This window comes from Rhodophyticola sp., from assembly GCF_965284195.1.
Taxonomy (GTDB): Bacteria; Pseudomonadota; Alphaproteobacteria; order Rhodobacterales; family Rhodobacteraceae; genus Rhodophyticola.
The window spans coordinates 3,162,150-3,177,826 of the sequence record NZ_CBDIRM010000001.1 but is presented as its reverse complement, the minus strand read 5'-3'; the positions used below and the strand labels follow the sequence as shown (position 1 = coordinate 3,177,826).

Sequence of the window (15,677 nt, the reverse complement as noted above, 5' to 3'; positions counted from 1 at the left end):
GTCTGCGGCAATCGCGCTTGTATGGCATTGTTTGCACGGCTATTTCAGTCGGGACCAGAACGGATATGGCAGAGGGAGGCCCGACCATGCAGAGCAAGAAGACCGACAAATCGCGACTGCCAAGCCGACATGTGACGGAAGGCGCCTCCCGTGCGCCGCATCGCTCCTATTTCTATGCGATGGACCTGACCGAGGAGGATATCAACCAGCCCTTCGTCGGCGTGGCAACCTGCTGGAACGAGGCCGCGCCATGCAACATCGCACTCAACTGGCAGGCACAGTCGGTCAAGGAGGGCGTGAAGGCGGCCCACGGGACCCCGCGGGAGTTTACCACCATCACCGTCACGGACGGTATCGCCATGGGGCATGAAGGCATGCGATCCTCCCTGGCCTCCCGCGATGCGATTGCCGACACGGTCGAGTTGACCATGCGTGGCCATTGCTACGACGCGATCGTCGGTCTTGCGGGGTGCGACAAGTCCCTGCCGGGGATGATGATGGCCATGGTGCGGCTGAACACGCCGTCGGTCTTCATGTATGGCGGCTCGATCCTGCCGGGCCATTACAAGGGCAAGGACATCACCGTTCAGGACATGTTCGAAGCGGTCGGAAAATATCAGGCGGGGCAGATGACCGATGCCGAGCTGGGGATCATGGAGCGCGTCGCCTGCCCAAGCGCGGGGGCCTGTGGCGGCCAGTTCACGGCCAACACCATGGCCTGCGTCAGCGAGGCCGTCGGCCTTGCACTGCTCAATTCATCGGGGATGCCCGCGCCCTATGAAAGCCGCGGACAGTATGGCGTCGCCTCGGGCAAGGCGGTGATGAACCTGATCGAAAAGGATATCCGGGCGCGCGATATCGTCACCCGGAAGAGCCTTGAAAACGCGGCCCGCGTGGTGGCGTGTACCGGCGGCTCGACCAATGCGGGCCTGCATCTGCCGGCAATCGCCCATGAGGCCGGCATCGATTTCGATCTGTTCGACGTTTGCGACATCTTTCACGACACGCCCTATTTCGTGGACATGAAACCCGGCGGACAGTTCGTCGCGAAAGACCTTTACGAGGCCGGGGGCGTTCCCGTCGTCATGAAGGAGCTGCGCAAGGCGGGCCTCATCCACGAAGACTGCATGACATCCTCGGGACGGACGATCGGCGAGGAACTGGACATGATCCGGGGCGAGGCCGATGAGCGCGTGATCCATACGGTCGCCAACCCGATCACCAAAACCGGCGGCGTTGTCGGCCTGAAGGGCAATATCGCACCGGACGGCGCCATCGTGAAGGTCGCGGGCATGAGCGAGGACCAGCAGATCTTCACTGGCCCCGCCCGGGTTTTCGAATGCGAAGAAGACGCGTTTCAGGCGGTGCAGGATCGCGCCTATGAAGAGGGTGAAGTGATCGTCATCCGCAACGAAGGGCCCGCCGGCGGGCCCGGCATGCGCGAGATGCTGGCCACGACGTCCGCGCTGAGCGGGCAGGGCATGGGCAAGAAGGTGGCGCTGATCACCGACGGACGATTCTCCGGCGCGACGCGGGGGTTCTGCGTGGGCCATGTCGGGCCCGAAGCGGCGCATGGCGGCCCGATCGGCATGTTGAAGAACGGCGATGTCATCACGATTGACGCGATCAAGGGTGAGATCAGCGTTGACCTCAGCGACGAGGAACTGGCCGCGCGCAGAGAGGCGTGGAAAGGTCCGCGCGAGACGATCTATTCCTCCGGTGCGCTTTGGAAGTATGCCCAGCTTGTGGGCTCGGCCCGGTATGGGGCAGTAACCCATCCCGGGGCGAAAGAGGAGAAGCATGTCTATATGGACATCTAACTCACTTGTTCTGCTCGCCGCGCTGGCGCTTTCAGGGTGCGGCGGGCTGGGCCCGTGGACCGGCGGGAACACGAGCCCGGCGCCGGCACAGGTCGCGGTGACGACCGATCAGGTGGTGGTGGCCGGCCCTCCGGGCTTCTGCGTGGACCCGACCGCAACCCAGGACCGGGGGGTCACGGCTTTCGTGCTCATGGGAAACTGCGCGGCGATCTCGAACTCGCGCAGAGCCGGCCAACCGCCGGTTCCCGCGGTTCTGACCGCATCGATTTCGGAACCGTCCGACAACGGGAGCCTGCGCGAGTCCATCCCCGGACTGGACGAGTTCTTTCGTTCCGACGAAGGGCTGGGCCTTCTGAGCCGGAGCCAGGATGCGGGCACGGTGACGGTGCTGGACAGCTTCCACCAGGGCGACATCTATTTCCTGCACGCCCGTGACACGAGTGAGGGCCCCGTCGCAGGTGTGCGGGCGGAATACTGGCGGGCCTATCTGGATGTGGGCGCCCGGATTGCGACGCTGAGCGTTCTGGGGCTGGACGCACAACCCGTCAGCGACGAGGCAAGTCTTGCCACCTTGCGGGAATTCGCGGCCGCAGTGAGCGGTGCGAACAGCGGCGATCCAGCTTTTTCGGGACCGGCCAATGCGCTGCCCGCGCCGCCGCCGGAGGCCGTGGCGCCGCGGCCGGCCGGAACGCTCTGGAATGTTGGCCTGTTTCGCAGAATACTCGGTTAACCAGGCTCGGCTAAAACTGGGATGACGCCGGATCCGGGAAAAGGGGCACATGAATGGCGATACGCGGGATCAGCTTTCTGGAACGTCATAGCCTGAAACGGGCCCTGCGCCGCTGGGCGGAGATTGCCGACGAGGCCGATACCATGCCGCCGGCAGAGCTGCGCGCCCTGCGAAAGCGGCTCTCCTCCCTGCGTCATCAATTGGACCGGGCCCGGCTTGCAGCGGACGCCGCACTGTTGAATGCCGGATCGGGGCAGGATCGGATCGAGCGGCCAGATCAGTGCGACTGGGCGTTTCGACCTGCGCCCTGGGTGGTGCCCATTCTGCCCGCAGGCGAGGTTTCGGTTACGTCGCCCAAGGATCTGGGCGGCGGTGTGAAGCTGTTTCACGATGCCCGCCTGTTGGAGCTGTCCTATCGGCAGGTCCGCAATCGGCTTACCGATATCGCGGCGCCGTTTGGCCTGATTCTGGATGTCTACCGGTTTGACGGCTCGTTCCTGTCGGTGGTGCAGGATCTGCCGCAGGACGCGCTTGATGGCCTGACGCGGGACCATTTCCTGAAGGTCGGTCTGCGGGCCACGCTGGAAAGCCCGCTGGAAGTTTACGCACGCCTGAATGTCCAGCATGGGCCGAATTGCGAACAGATCGTCCGCCAGTTCCAGTTTGACGGCGACAGTGCCGTGGCGGAGTTCGATCTGGCCTATTCCAAGATCAACGAGAAACGGTTGGAGAAGATGTGGCTTGATCTGATCTTCGAAGGGCCGCAAATGAATCAGGTGTCGATATGGGACATGACCATACTTCGCGCCCCACGGGCCGATTTGTGAGGGAGCCGCACGGATGGTGACGTTGACACGGACCCGCCTGCATGGCGGGCGGTATGAGGGCGTTCTGACCGCGCCGGACATGCCGCCTGTCATCGAGGCGGTGCATATGGAGCGGGTGATCGGCACCGCAGATATCGGCTCCGGCGACGGAAAGAACCGGTTTCACGTGGGTTTCGACCTGCCGGGGGCGGTGCTGAGCGACGGGGTGCAGGTGGTCAGCCTGCGCAGCGCGGCAGATGGCGAGGTGCTGGACCGGATCACGCTGATGGCCGGCACGCCGCTGGACGAAGATCTGCGTGCGGAAATTGCGCTGTTGCGGGCCGAGCTTGACCTTCTGAAACGGGCCTTTCGCCGCCATTGCACCGAAACCGGCGAGGATTGAGCCCGCAACGGCCGTTCCCCGGGCGCGGGATCGGAGCTTTTTGCGGTAAGGGGAGATGACGCAGCGTTGGGCGTGACAGGCCCCATCGCTCTCAGTTAGCTGCGCGTCGGGAGGACGTCACCATGGCTCATGCACTTTATCCGCATCTTTTTGCGCCGCTGGATCTGGGTTTTTGCATTCTGAAAAACCGCGTGCTGATGGGGTCGATGCATACCGGGCTGGAAGAGACGAAGGACTGGCCTCGCGTGGCCGAGTTCTATGCCGAACGCGCCCGTGGCGGGGTGGCGCTGATCGTCACCGGGGGGATGGCCCCGAACCCTGAGGGCGGTGTTTTTCCCGGTGCCGCGGGTCTGTATTCGGATCAGGATATTGCCAATCACAAGGTGGTCACCGATGCGGTGCATGAGGCCGGCGGCCGGATCGCGATGCAGATCCTGCATGCGGGGCGTTATGCCTATTCGCCCGACTGTGTGGCGCCATCGCCGATAAAATCCCCGATCTCGCCGTTTCCCCCGAAAGAGCTGGATGAGGCGGGGATCGAGAAGCAGATCGCCGATATCGTCACCGCCGCCTTGCGCGCGCAGGAGGCAGGATATGACGGTGTGGAGATCATGGGATCGGAAGGGTACTTCCTGAACCAGTTCCTCGTGACCCATACCAACAAGCGGGAAGATCGTTGGGGCGGTTCCTATGAGAACCGGATGCGTCTGCCGGTCGAGGTCGTGCGTCGCACCCGGGAGGCCGTGGGCCGGGAGTTCATCATCATCTACCGCCTCAGCATGATCGATCTGATCCCGAACGGATCCACCTTCGAGGAGGTCGCGACCCTTGCGCAGGCGATCGAGGCGGCCGGTGCCACGATCCTGAATACCGGGATCGGCTGGCATGAGGCGCGGATTCCCACGATCGCCACCAGCGTACCGCGCAAGGGCTTTGCATGGGTGACCAAGAAGCTGATGGGCAAGGTGGGCATTCCGTTGATCACCTCCAACCGCATCAATATGCCGGATGTTGCCGAAGAGGTGCTGGCCGAGGGTTGCGCCGACATGGTGTCGATGGCCCGCCCGTTTCTGGCCGATGCGGAGTTCGTCGCGAAGGCGGAGGCGGGCCGGGCAGATGAAATCGCCCCGTGCATCGCCTGCAATCAGGCCTGTCTCGATCACACGTTCAGCGGCAAGCTGACCAGCTGCCTGGTGAACCCGCGGGCCTGCCATGAAACCGTGCTTCGGTACGAGCCCGCCAAGGCCGCAAAACGCATCGCGGTTGTGGGTGCCGGCGCCGCCGGCCTCTCCACCGCGATGGTCGCGGCGGAACGTGGCCATCGGGTGGTGTTGTTCGACAAGGACGACCGGATCGGCGGCCAGTTGAACATGGCCAAGGAGATACCGGGCAAAGAGGAATTCAAAGGCCTGACGCAGTGGTTCGAGACGACTGTGACGAAGCGTGGCGTGGACCTGCGTTTGGGCGCGGCCCCCGACATCGACGCGCTTTCCGGCTTTGACGAGGTGGTGGTTGCCACCGGCGTCAAACCGCGCGACCCGGAAATCCCCGGGCAGGATGGCCCGAATGTGCTGTCATATATCGATGTGCTGGCGGGTAAGGCTCCGGTCGGCCCCCGGGTCGCGATCATCGGTGCAGGCGGTATCGGGTTCGATGTGGCGGAGTTTCTGGTCCATGAAGGCGAAAGTCCGACCGAGGATGCGGCGCTTTGGCGGAAGGAATGGGGCGTCAGCGACCCCGAGCTGGACCGGGGCGGGCTGGCGCCCGAGGGTCCGCAGCCGGAGCCTGCCGCCCGCGATGTCACGCTGCTCCAGCGCAAGGCCGAGAAGGCCGGCAAACGTCTGGGCAAGACCACGGGCTGGATTCATCGCGCCGCTCTGAAGATGAAGAACGTCAAGATGGTGACCGGCGTGAATTACGAAAAGATCGACGCGGATGGCCTTCACGTGAGCTTCGGCGATGCCCGTGAAAACCCGACCTTGATTGCGGCCGACACGGTGGTCCTCTGCGCCGGTCAGCTTCCCGAACGGAGCCTGGCGGATGACCTGGAGGCCGCCGGTATCCGCGCCCATGTGATCGGCGGTGCGGATGTGGCGGCGGAACTGGATGCCAAGCGCGCGATCGATCAGGGCGCGCGGCTCGCGGCGGAGCTGTAGCGACGGGCGCGCGCGTGACCCGACCCGGGCCTGCGGCCGCGGCCTATCCCAACAACGGAACAAGCTTCATTGCCACGCCCATATCGCCGGAGAGTTTGAGTTTCCCCATCATGACCCCGGTCATCGGGTTGAGCTTGCCGGTCAGAAGCTTGCTCAGATTATCCTGAGATATCTTGATGGTGCAGTCGGCGTCGCGATCATGGGTGGTGGCGGCACCGTCGGCCAGCACGATCACGCCGTCTTTGCCGCAATCAAATTTCAACGACCCGTCGAAGGTCTTGCCCGACAACCCGGCCTGAATACGCTCTGCCATGTCTTCCAGCGCCATAGATACATCCTTCAAATTGACCAGCCCGCGTTTCCGGGTGGAAAGGTTCTGCCTGCGCCCTTGCCGGCTCGATTGCCCGCTCAGCCCTTCAGCCGACGGTTTCGCGATGCGATCAGTTTCAGGCGCAGGGCATTCAGCTGGATGAAGCCCGCCGCGTCTTTCTGATCGTAGGCGCCCGCATCGTCCTCGAAGGTCACATGCGCTTCCGAATACAGGCTGTGGTCGGACCAGCGCCCGACGGTCCGGGCGAGGCCCTTGTAAAGCTTCAGCCGCACCGTGCCGGTGACATGGGCCTGCGAATGGTCGATGGCCGCCTGCAGCATTTCGCGTTCCGGGGAGAACCAGAAGCCATTGTAGATGAGCTCCGCATAACGCGGCATGAGCTCGTCTTTCAGATGGGCCGCACCACGGTCCAGCGTGATCGACTCGATGCCGCGATGCGCCTCCAGGAGGATCGTGCCGCCGGGCGTTTCATAGATACCGCGGGATTTCATGCCGACAAAGCGGCCCTCCACCAGATCGAGACGGCCGATCCCATGCTTGCCGCCCAGGTCGTTGAGCCTGCTCAGGATCGTCGCCGGGGACATCGCGGTGCCGTCGATGCTGACGGCATCTCCCTTTTCGAAACCGATTTCGATGTATTCGGGCGTGTCAGGCGCGTCTTCGGGATGCGCGGTGCGTTGATAGACATAGTCGGGCGCTTCTTCCGCCGGGTTCTCCAGCACCTTCCCCTCGGATGAGGTGTGAAGGAGGTTCGCGTCGACGCTGAACGGGGCCTCTCCGCGCTTGTCCTTGGCGATGGGGATCTGGTTTTTCTCCGCGAAATCGATCAGTTTCGTCCGGCTTGTCAGATCCCATTCGCGCCAGGGTGCGATAACCTTGATATCGGGGTTGAGCGCATAGGCGGCCAGTTCGAACCGCACCTGATCGTTGCCCTTCCCCGTCGCGCCATGGGCAACCGCGTCGGCACCTTCGGCGGCCGCGATTTCGACCAGACGTTTCGAGATCAGCGGCCGTGCGATGGAGGTGCCGAGCAGATAGAGCCCTTCGTACAGAGCATTGGCACGGAACATCGGGAAAACGAAATCCCGCGTGAACTCCTCCCGAAGATCCTCGATATGGATCGAGGTTGCCCCCATCATTTCGGCCTTCTTGCGCGCGGGCTCAAGCTCCTCACCCTGCCCCAGATCGGCGGTGAAGGTCACGACCTCGCACCCGTACTCGGTCTGCAACCATTTCAGGATGATCGACGTATCGAGGCCACCTGAATAGGCAAGGACAACTTTCTTGGGGGCGGACATGGGAACTCCGGGCTGGTTTTGATATTGACCGACGGGCGGATAGCGGGTTTTCAGGGTCGGGGCAAGACGGGCGGAGATCGGGAATGGACTACGGGTATCAACTGCTGCGGCATGTGGTGCAGCAGGTTTTCGGCAATCTGGGTCAGGCCGCGAGATTGACCTTGCTTCTGACGATCCTGCCCTACGCGCTGACCGTGGCACTGGTTACTTCACTGGCGGGGCCAGACCTCATGGCGATGGATCAGACCGCTCCTGGTTACCACGAAGAAGTAGAGCGTTTTGAAGCGTATCTTTTAGAAAATGCGGGAACGGTCTTGCTCTACGTGCTTCTTCTGCTCGCGGTCTCGGTCATAAGTTATGCTTGGGCTGCCGTGGGCTGGCACCGTTACGTCCTCCTCGAAGAACGTGGAGGTCTTCTCCTGCCAAACTGGAACTGGTCCTTCGTCGGGCGCTATCTTTGGGCGGCGTTCCGTATCTTTGTGATCATCCTTTTGATCGCCCTCGCCTTCTCCGTCTTGAGCGTAGTCATCCGGGCCTTTACGGAATCGCCGTCGATTTTCGGATTTCTGCGCCTTGGCGTCACGATCGGATTTCTCTGGGTCGTGACCCGGATCGGCCTGATCCTGCCCTCCGCCGCCCTTGGGAAGCCGATGGGGCTTGGGGAAAGCTGGTCCCTCACACGCCCCGTGTCCGGCGCAATCCTGTTGCCGATCATCGTGATCCCGATCGTTTTTGCATTGCTGAATGGCGTCTTGCAGTTCGTTCCATTGATCGGCCTCGTTCTGGTCTTTTTCGTGTTGTGGCTTCAACTCCTGGTCAATCTGGCGCTGATGACCACGCTTTACGGAAATCTGGTCGAAGGTCGCGCGCTGAACTAGGTGCTGGACAGCGCCGGGATTTCACGGCAGGCCGATGGGATGAGTGATTTCACCGATACCGCCCGTGCGGCCGAGCAGGCGATGCGCGCGCTTTTTCCGCCCACACCGCTGCAGCGGAATGTGCATCTCTCGGATCGCCATGGTTGCGATATCTGGCTGAAACGCGAAGATTTGAGCCCGGTGCGGTCCTACAAGATCCGCGGCGCCTTCAATGCGATGCGCAAGGCGTTGGCCGATAATCCAGGTCAAAGGCAATTCGTCTGTGCCAGCGCCGGGAACCATGCCCAGGGCGTGGCCTATGTGTGCCAGCATTTCGGGGTGCAGGGCACCGTTTTCATGCCGGTCACCACACCGAAACAGAAAATCGAGAAGACGCGCGCCTTTGGCGGCGGCGCGGTTTCGATCACGTTGATCGGTGATTTCTTCGATGAAACCCTCGCTGCCGCGCAGTCGTTCTGTGCGGAGAAAGGCGCGCATTTCCTGTCGCCCTTCGACGATCCGGACGTGATCGAGGGACAGGCCTCGGTCGCGCTGGAGGTGCTTGACGAGTTGGGGCATGCGCCTGATCTGATGATCCTGCCTGTCGGCGGGGGCGGTCTGTCTTCGGGTGTTGCGCGCTATCTGCGCGGCGTCGGGGCCGATACGGGGCTGACACTGGTGGAGCCCGAAGGCGGCCCCAGCCTGACCGCGGCGCTGGCCGCCGGAAAACCCGTGACCGTCCCGATCACCGACACCTTCGTGGATGGCGCGGCGGTCGCGCAAATCGGCGCGCGGACCTTCGAGGTGCTCAGGGATATCGACCCGTCGCGCGTGCTTCTGTCGCCGGAAAACCGGATCTGCGTGACGATCGGCGAGATGCTGAATGTCGAAGGCATCGTTCTGGAACCGGCCGGCGCCTTGGCCGTCGACGTGCTGGACAGTGTTTCCGAAGAGATCAGGGGCAAGAGCGTGGTCTGCGTGACATCCGGCGGCAATTTCGATTTCGAACGCCTGCCCGAGGTCAAGGAACGTGCGATGCGGTATCAGGGATTGAAGAAGTACTTCATTCTGCGTCTACCGCAGCGCCCCGGTGCGTTGAAGGAGTTCCTCAACCTTCTGGGCCCGGATGATGACATTGCACGCTTCGAGTATCTCAAGAAATCCGCACGGAATTTCGGATCCGTCCTGATCGGCATCGAAACGCGGGATCCGCAGCAGTTCGACGGGTTGTTCGCCCGTATCGGCGCGCGCGGTTTTGCCGTGCGCGATATCACCGATGACGATCTTCTGGCGCAATTCCTGATCTGACGGGGATCTCAGGCGGCCTGACTTGCCGTGGGCAAGACGCCCGCCGCTTCGGCCAGAGACTTTGTGTAGATTTCACAAAGGGATTGGAAATCAATGGACTGGCCCGTTCCCAACGCCTCTTCGGCGGCGGCGCAGCGGCTGGCGAATTCAACGAAGCCCAGATTGGCCGCACTGCCGCGCAGAAAGTGGAAATCATTCTGTGTTGCCGTGGCCGGCGCGATGGCAAGACGGCTCATCACCTCCGCCAACTCCTCGACGAAGAGTTCGGCCACCTCCAGGAAGTCGTCTTCGCCGATGTCGCGGCGCAGTTCGTTCAATCTGTCCCAGTCGATCATGAGCGTCCTCTGCCTGAGATTGGTCCAAGGTCTTACGGGGGCGAGAGTTAAGGCTAAGTTTCGCGTCACTCGCGAGATCGTTCGCATTTTCGCTTTCATGGTCCATTAAGGCCCGCCATGCGACGAGTTTCCGGGAGAACGGAAAAACCCTGTCGTGCCGGTGCCGAACATGAACCTTTCCCTGCGCGCGTCGGCACATGTGCCGACGCTGGACCCTGCCCGGCCGCGCGAGCGGGTGATGGTGCTGGATGACAGCAGGGCCCAAAGAACGCTGCTCTGCTCACTTCTGAAGCGATGGGGGCACGACGTTCTGTCTTGTGAGCGCCCCGAAATCGCCCTTGAGCTTCTGGCGGACCCGACGATCACGATGATTGTAAGCGATTGGGTGATGCCGGGAATGGATGGTCCTGAATTCTGTCGCCGTGTGCGTGCCATGGCGCGCGAAAGCTATGCCTATATCCTGCTTCTGACATCGAAAAGCGACAAGAACGCCATCGCGCATGGTCTGGATGCCGGGGCCGATGATTTCCTGACCAAGCCGGTGAATGGCCCGGAATTGCGCGCACGCATTCACGCGGGTGAACGGATCGTGGCCATGCAGCGGGAGCTGGTGGCAAAGAACAAGATGGTCAGCGCGGCCCTGTCCGAAATCAGCGCGCTTTACGATGCGCTTGATCGCGACCTGATGGAGGCCAAGAAGCTTCAGGCCTCGCTTCTGCAGGATACCATGCGTCAGTTCGATACGGCGATGGCCTCGTTCCTGCTGCGGTCCAGCGGACATGTGGGCGGCGATCTTGTCGGATACTTTCCGGTTTCTGACCGTCAGATCGGGCTGTTTTCGCTGGATGTGTCGGGCCACGGCGTGACCTCCGCCATGATGACCGCGCGGCTGGCCGGACGGCTGACCTCGGCCTCTCCGGAACAGAACATCGCGCTGGAACGACGGGCGGGCGGTGGCTATGCGCCCCTTTCTCCACATCTGGTGGCCGCGCGTCTGAACCGCCTGATGCTGGAGGAAGTCGAAACCGATCTCTACTTCACGCTCTGTCTCGTCATCCTGGATTTGCCGACAGGCAGGATCTCGATGGTCCAGGCCGGCCACCCCCATCCTGCCGTGCAGCGCCGCGATGGCCGGGTGGAGTTTCTGGGCCGGGGTGGTCTGCCCGTCGGTCTCTTGCCCGACGCGGAATATGAAACGCTGGAGGCCGAACTGGCCCCCGGCGACCGGTTGCTGATCTATTCCGACGGGCTGACCGAATGCCCCGGGCCTCACGGGGAAATGCTGGGGGAGGAGGGGCTGACCAAGATGCTGCAAGCCGGGGGCCTGCAAACCGGGCGGCGGTTTCTCGATGGTCTCCTGACCGACTTGCAAGGCTACGCCAACGGCTCGGATTTTCCCGATGACGTGTCGGCTATCTTGCTGGAATACACCGGCGCGGCTAGCTGAGCCGCGCCATGGCTTGCGAAACGAAATGCCTGTCGCCGGAAACCGCCAGTCGCTCTGCCGCCTCTGCCCAGGGAAGAAACACCGGCCAGTGACCCGGCTCGCAGGGGGGGCCGATCCGAAGCCCCAGACGGGCCAGATAGACGTGGCATTGCTTCTGCGCCCAGAGATCGTATTCCGGCATGTAGGTGAAGCGATGAAACATCCCCATCCGGAGCGGCGCGCAAATGCGGTGTCCGGTTTCCTCCATCACTTCCCGATGCAACGCCGCGATGGCGCTTTCGCCGGGGTCGATACCGCCGCCGGGAAGCTGGAATTCAGGCCGCGGGCGTTCCTGAAACGTCGCCAGAAGCCCATCGCCGCAGTGGATGATCGCATAGACACCGGCACGGGGCGTATAGCGGCGGGTCGGGTCGGGCGGCTTGCCGAAACGGCGGTTCATGGGGTCTCCATCGTGGTGTCTGGCACTGCGAAGAGCTATGGCAGCCCCGCGCCCGGTTGAAAACCCGGCCTCTGTCCTTTGGCGAATCCTTGGGCTATGGAACCGGATATGGACAAGACATTCGATCAGATGATCCGCGACACAGCGGCCCGCGTTCTGCGGATCGAAGGGCAGGCGGTTTCCGACATGGCGGAGAACCTCCCGCCGGATTTCGAAGCGTCGGTAGAGGCGATTTTGGACGTGAAGGGCCGGGTCATCCTGTCCGGCATCGGCAAATCCGGCCACATCGCGCGAAAGATAAGCTCCACCCTGGCCTCCACCGGGACCCCATCCGCCTTCGTACACCCTGCGGAGGCGAGCCACGGCGATCTGGGCATGATCATGCCCGGCGATCTGGCAATCCTCATCTCCAACTCCGGGGAAACGGCGGAACTTCGGGATATCGTGGCCCATGTGGCGCGATTTTCCATTCCGATGATCGGCATATCCGGTCAGGCCGACAGCACATTGATGCGTGCGGCCGATCTCAGGCTTATCCTTCCGTCTGCGCCCGAGGCCTGCATCATCGGCATGGCGCCCACCACGTCGACCACGCTCACACTGGCGCTTGGCGACGCCCTGGCCGTGGCGGTCATGGAGCGGCGCGGGTTCCTGCCCGAGCATTTCCGCACCTTCCACCCCGGCGGCAAGCTTGGCGCCCAGCTAAGCAAGGTGGCCCAGCTGATGCACGGCGTCGAGGAGTTGCCGCTGGTTCGCGCGGAGACCGCAATGGGCGACACACTCCTTGAGATGAGCGAGAAAAGCTTCGGCATCGCAGGTGTGGTCGGCGATCACAAACTGATCGGTGTGATCTCCGACGGGGATCTTCGGCGCAATATGGATGGCCTGATGGACAGAACCGCCGGCGATGTGGCCACGCGCAATCCACGCAGCATCGGCCCGGACATGCTGGCGGCCGAGGCGATGGCGATGATGTCGGAAAGCAAGATCACAGCACTGTTCGTGGTCGACGATACAGGGCGCCCCATCGGTCTTCTGCACCTGCATGATTGCCTGCGCGCAGGCATCGCCTAGCTCGAAACTCCGGTCGCACTCCTGAAGGGCGGCGCTCTGGGCCGATCCCGTCTACCCGCGCCCGACGGCGGTGTATGCCTCGAACCCGGCCCGCTTGGCATCTCTGGCCGAATAGATATTGCGCAGATCGGCCATGCGGGGCGTTGCCATTTTTTTGGCCATGCGCTCCAGGTCCAATGCCCGAAACTCGTTCCATTCGGTCAGGATAACCACCAGATCGGCATTGTTTACGGCCTTGTACGGATCATCGAACCAACTGACACCGGGCAGCAGGCTTTCCCCTTCGCGGTGGCCCTGGGGGTCCACGACGCGGACCTTTGCGCCACCACCGACAAGGGCCGGCACGATGCTCAGGGACGGCGCATCGCGCATGTCATCGGTATTGGGTTTGAACGTCACCCCCAGAACCGCGATGGTTTTGCCGTTGAAGCTGTCGTCGCAGAGATCGCGCAGCTTTTCGATCATGCGATGCTTCACATGGTCGTTCACGCGGATCACCGTTTCAACGATGTGCTGCGGCACCGCGTGTTCCTGCCCGATCCGGGCCAGGGCGGATGTGTCTTTCGGAAAACAGGATCCGCCATAGCCCGGTCCGGCATGCAGGAACTTGTTGCCGATACGGCCGTCCAGACCCATCCCGCGGGAAACCTCCTTCACATCCGCGCCGACCTTTTCGCAGAGCGCGGCAACCTCGTTGATGAAGGTGATTTTCGTCGCGAGAAAAGCGTTGGCAGCATATTTGATCATCTCGGCGCTTTCCAGATCGGTCGTCAGGATCGGAAAGTCGCGCAGAAACAGTGGGCGGTAGATTTCGGCCATGACCTCGCCCGCGCGCTCCGTCTGCACGCCGACCACCACACGGTCGGGGCGCATGAAATCGTCGATCGCGGCCCCTTCGCGCAGGAATTCCGGGTTCGAGGCGACATCGAACTCAGCGGACGGGTTCGCCTTGGCGACAACCTGTTTCACCTTTCGGTTCGTCCCGACGGGCACGGTCGATTTGGTCACGATCACGGTGTAGCCGGTCAGGGCATTTGCAACCTCTTCCGCCGCCGCCATCACATAGGTCAGATCCGCATGACCGTCGCCGCGCCGCGTGGGCGTTCCGACTGCGATGAACACCGCTTCGGCCCCGTCGACCGCCCGGGCCAGATCGGTTGTGAAGGTCAGCCGCCCGGCCTCCACATTCTTGGCCAGCAGCGCGTCGAGGCCCGGCTCGTAGATGGGCACCTTGCCCGCATCAAGCATCTCGATCTTGCGCGGATCCTTGTCGACGCAGACAACGTCATGCCCGAAATCCGAAAAACACACCCCGGAGACAAGACCGACATAGCCCGTTCCAATCATCGCAATACGCATGCGCCCACTGCCCTTTTGTCACGCCCTTTTCGGGCTGGATTTCGTGAAGCTTATCACCGGCTTTTCGGCAAGGCGAGGTGCCTAGACATCATAGAAATCACGATACCACGCCACAAAACGCGCAACCCCGTCGGCAACCTTTGTCTGCGGCGTATAGCCGGTCAGCCTGTGCAGCAGATCCGCATCGGCCCAGGTCGCCGGAACGTCGCCCGGCTGCATATCCATCATGTTGCGGATCGCGGGCTTGCCGATCGCGTCCTCAATCGCGGCAATGAAATCCATCAACTGGACGGGCTCCGAGTTGCCGATGTTCACAACGCGCCAGGGCGCCACGGGCGAGAGGCTGTCGCCCTCGGCAATCTCCTCCGCCTCCCCGGGACGGACGGGTGCCACATTGATCAGCCGCACGATGCCGTCGACCAGGTCATCCACATAGGTGAAGTCGCGCGCCATATCGCCGTGATTGTAGATGTCGATGGGTGCGCCTTCCAGAATCGCCTTGGTAAACTTGAAGAGCGCCATGTCCGGGCGACCCCAGGGTCCGTAGACGGTGAAAAAGCGGAACATGGTCGTCGGAAGTCCGAAGAGATGGGCATAGGAATGCGCCATGGCCTCGTTGGCTTTCTTGGTGGCCGCGTAGAACGACATCTGCGTGTCCGATTTTGCCGTTTCCGCGTAGGGCATATCAGCACTTGCCCCGTAGACCGAGGAGGTCGAGGCCAGCAGCAGATGCGCAGGCGGCACCGCACGGGCGGCCTCCAGCACCCGGAATGTCCCGACCAGGTTGGCATTGACGTAGCTTTCGGGGTTTTCGATCGAATACCGCACACCCGCCTGCGCCGCGAGATGGATGACCGCGTCGGGCCTGTGATCGGCGAAAAGCCGATCCAGAATGCCCGGAGTCTCGATCCGTTCCGTCACAGTCTGGAAGCCCCGGTTTTGCAGCAACTCTCCCTGCCTGCGGGTCTTCAGCCTGACATCGTAGTAGTCGGTGAGCGCATCTATGCCGACCACCTGCCATCCATCGGCCAGTAGTCGCTTGCAAAGGTGGTATCCGATGAAGCCGGAAGACCCGGTGACCAGCGCTTTGCGTGAAATGGGCGATGGCATGAACTGTCCTTGTCTGTATGGGCTTTGCAGCCATAGCAACCCGCGCCCGCTCCGCCAAGGCCAGCCATGGCGAATCGTCATCGGCGGGATTTCGCAGGCGCAGCATCCGATGCCTCGTCGCGGGCGATGAATGTTTGGTAGCGTTAAGAATTGGGAAACCAATAACGCCCACGGTGGATCGGGGCAAAGAGACCAAACTTGGTC

General features: G+C 62.5%; 15 protein-coding genes. 9 read left to right on the top strand and 6 right to left on the bottom strand.

Features of this window, described 5'->3' with window-relative positions:
- Nucleotides 1-86 precede the first annotated feature (86 nt).
- The 5 genes from ilvD (at nt 87) to ACQ651_RS15915 (ending at nt 5,915) form a co-directional block, all read left to right on the top strand.
- Nucleotides 87-1,820 carry a dihydroxy-acid dehydratase gene (gene ilvD / locus ACQ651_RS15935; protein WP_430449819.1) on the top strand — a complete coding sequence of 578 codons (1,734 nt, stop codon included), beginning with the start codon at nt 87-89 and terminating at the stop codon, nt 1,818-1,820.
- Entirely contained in the window at nt 1,801-2,550 is a 750-nt protein-coding gene (locus ACQ651_RS15930; protein WP_430449818.1) for a hypothetical protein, read from the top strand. The genes ilvD and ACQ651_RS15930 overlap by 20 nt, the downstream gene beginning before the upstream one ends.
- Before the next feature lie 53 nt (nt 2,551-2,603).
- Nucleotides 2,604-3,377: a DUF6478 family protein gene (locus ACQ651_RS15925; RefSeq protein ID WP_430449817.1), complete on the top strand. Its 774-nt coding sequence runs from the start codon at nt 2,604-2,606 to the stop codon at nt 3,375-3,377.
- 13 nt (nt 3,378-3,390) lie between these two features.
- Nucleotides 3,391-3,759, top strand: a complete 369-nt coding sequence (locus tag ACQ651_RS15920; protein WP_227285660.1) for a hypothetical protein — start codon at nt 3,391-3,393, stop codon at nt 3,757-3,759.
- A 122-nt stretch (nt 3,760-3,881) separates the two neighbouring features.
- Nucleotides 3,882-5,915 carry an FAD-dependent oxidoreductase gene (locus tag ACQ651_RS15915; RefSeq protein ID WP_430449816.1) on the top strand — a complete coding sequence of 678 codons (2,034 nt, stop codon included), beginning with the start codon at nt 3,882-3,884 and terminating at the stop codon, nt 5,913-5,915.
- Between the two features lie 43 nt (nt 5,916-5,958).
- On the opposite strand, the gene ACQ651_RS15910 is transcribed toward ACQ651_RS15915, so the two are convergent.
- Nucleotides 5,959-6,243, bottom strand: a complete 285-nt coding sequence (locus ACQ651_RS15910; protein WP_227285662.1) for an SCP2 sterol-binding domain-containing protein — start codon at nt 6,241-6,243, stop codon at nt 5,959-5,961.
- An 80-nt stretch (nt 6,244-6,323) separates the two neighbouring features.
- The gene (locus tag ACQ651_RS15905; protein WP_227285663.1) at nt 6,324-7,544 is read right to left on the bottom strand and encodes an argininosuccinate synthase; all 1,221 of its coding nucleotides are present in this window, start codon (nt 7,542-7,544) and stop codon (nt 6,324-6,326) included.
- Nucleotides 7,545-7,627: 83 nt separating this feature from the next.
- On the opposite strand from ACQ651_RS15905, the gene ACQ651_RS15900 reads away from it, so the two are divergent.
- Both ACQ651_RS15900 and ilvA read left to right on the top strand, forming a co-directional pair.
- Nucleotides 7,628-8,422 (top strand): hypothetical protein, encoded by a 795-nt coding sequence (locus tag ACQ651_RS15900; RefSeq protein WP_430449815.1) that lies wholly within the window; start codon nt 7,628-7,630, stop codon nt 8,420-8,422.
- Nucleotides 8,423-8,461: 39 nt separating this feature from the next.
- Nucleotides 8,462-9,709 (top strand): threonine ammonia-lyase IlvA, encoded by a 1,248-nt coding sequence (gene ilvA, locus ACQ651_RS15895; protein ID WP_430449814.1) that lies wholly within the window; start codon nt 8,462-8,464, stop codon nt 9,707-9,709.
- An 8-nt stretch (nt 9,710-9,717) separates the two neighbouring features.
- Here ilvA and ACQ651_RS15890 read toward each other — a convergent pair whose 3' ends face one another.
- Entirely contained in the window at nt 9,718-10,044 is a 327-nt protein-coding gene (locus tag ACQ651_RS15890) for an Hpt domain-containing protein (protein ID WP_430449813.1), read from the bottom strand.
- Between the two features lie 169 nt (nt 10,045-10,213).
- On the opposite strand from ACQ651_RS15890, the gene ACQ651_RS15885 reads away from it, so the two are divergent.
- Nucleotides 10,214-11,491, top strand: coding sequence for a PP2C family protein-serine/threonine phosphatase (locus ACQ651_RS15885; RefSeq protein WP_430449812.1), 1,278 nt, complete (start codon nt 10,214-10,216; stop codon nt 11,489-11,491).
- Here ACQ651_RS15885 and ACQ651_RS15880 read toward each other — a convergent pair.
- Nucleotides 11,484-11,930: an NUDIX domain-containing protein gene (locus tag ACQ651_RS15880; RefSeq protein WP_430449811.1), complete on the bottom strand. Its 447-nt coding sequence runs from the start codon at nt 11,928-11,930 to the stop codon at nt 11,484-11,486. The two genes, ACQ651_RS15885 and ACQ651_RS15880, sit on opposite strands and share 8 nt — an antisense overlap.
- Before the next feature lie 108 nt (nt 11,931-12,038).
- Here ACQ651_RS15880 and ACQ651_RS15875 point away from each other — a divergent pair, with 108 nt between their 5' ends.
- Nucleotides 12,039-13,004: a KpsF/GutQ family sugar-phosphate isomerase gene (locus ACQ651_RS15875; RefSeq protein WP_430449810.1), complete on the top strand. Its 966-nt coding sequence runs from the start codon at nt 12,039-12,041 to the stop codon at nt 13,002-13,004.
- A gap of 51 nt (nt 13,005-13,055) precedes the next feature.
- Here ACQ651_RS15875 and ACQ651_RS15870 read toward each other — a convergent pair whose 3' ends face one another.
- Together ACQ651_RS15870 and ACQ651_RS15865 are read right to left on the bottom strand one after the other, a co-directional pair.
- Nucleotides 13,056-14,363 carry a UDP-glucose dehydrogenase family protein gene (locus ACQ651_RS15870; protein WP_227285670.1) on the bottom strand — a complete coding sequence of 436 codons (1,308 nt, stop codon included), beginning with the start codon at nt 14,361-14,363 and terminating at the stop codon, nt 13,056-13,058.
- Between the two features lie 81 nt (nt 14,364-14,444).
- Entirely contained in the window at nt 14,445-15,473 is a 1,029-nt protein-coding gene (locus tag ACQ651_RS15865) for an NAD-dependent epimerase/dehydratase family protein (RefSeq protein WP_227285671.1), read from the bottom strand.
- Nucleotides 15,474-15,677 lie beyond the last annotated feature (204 nt).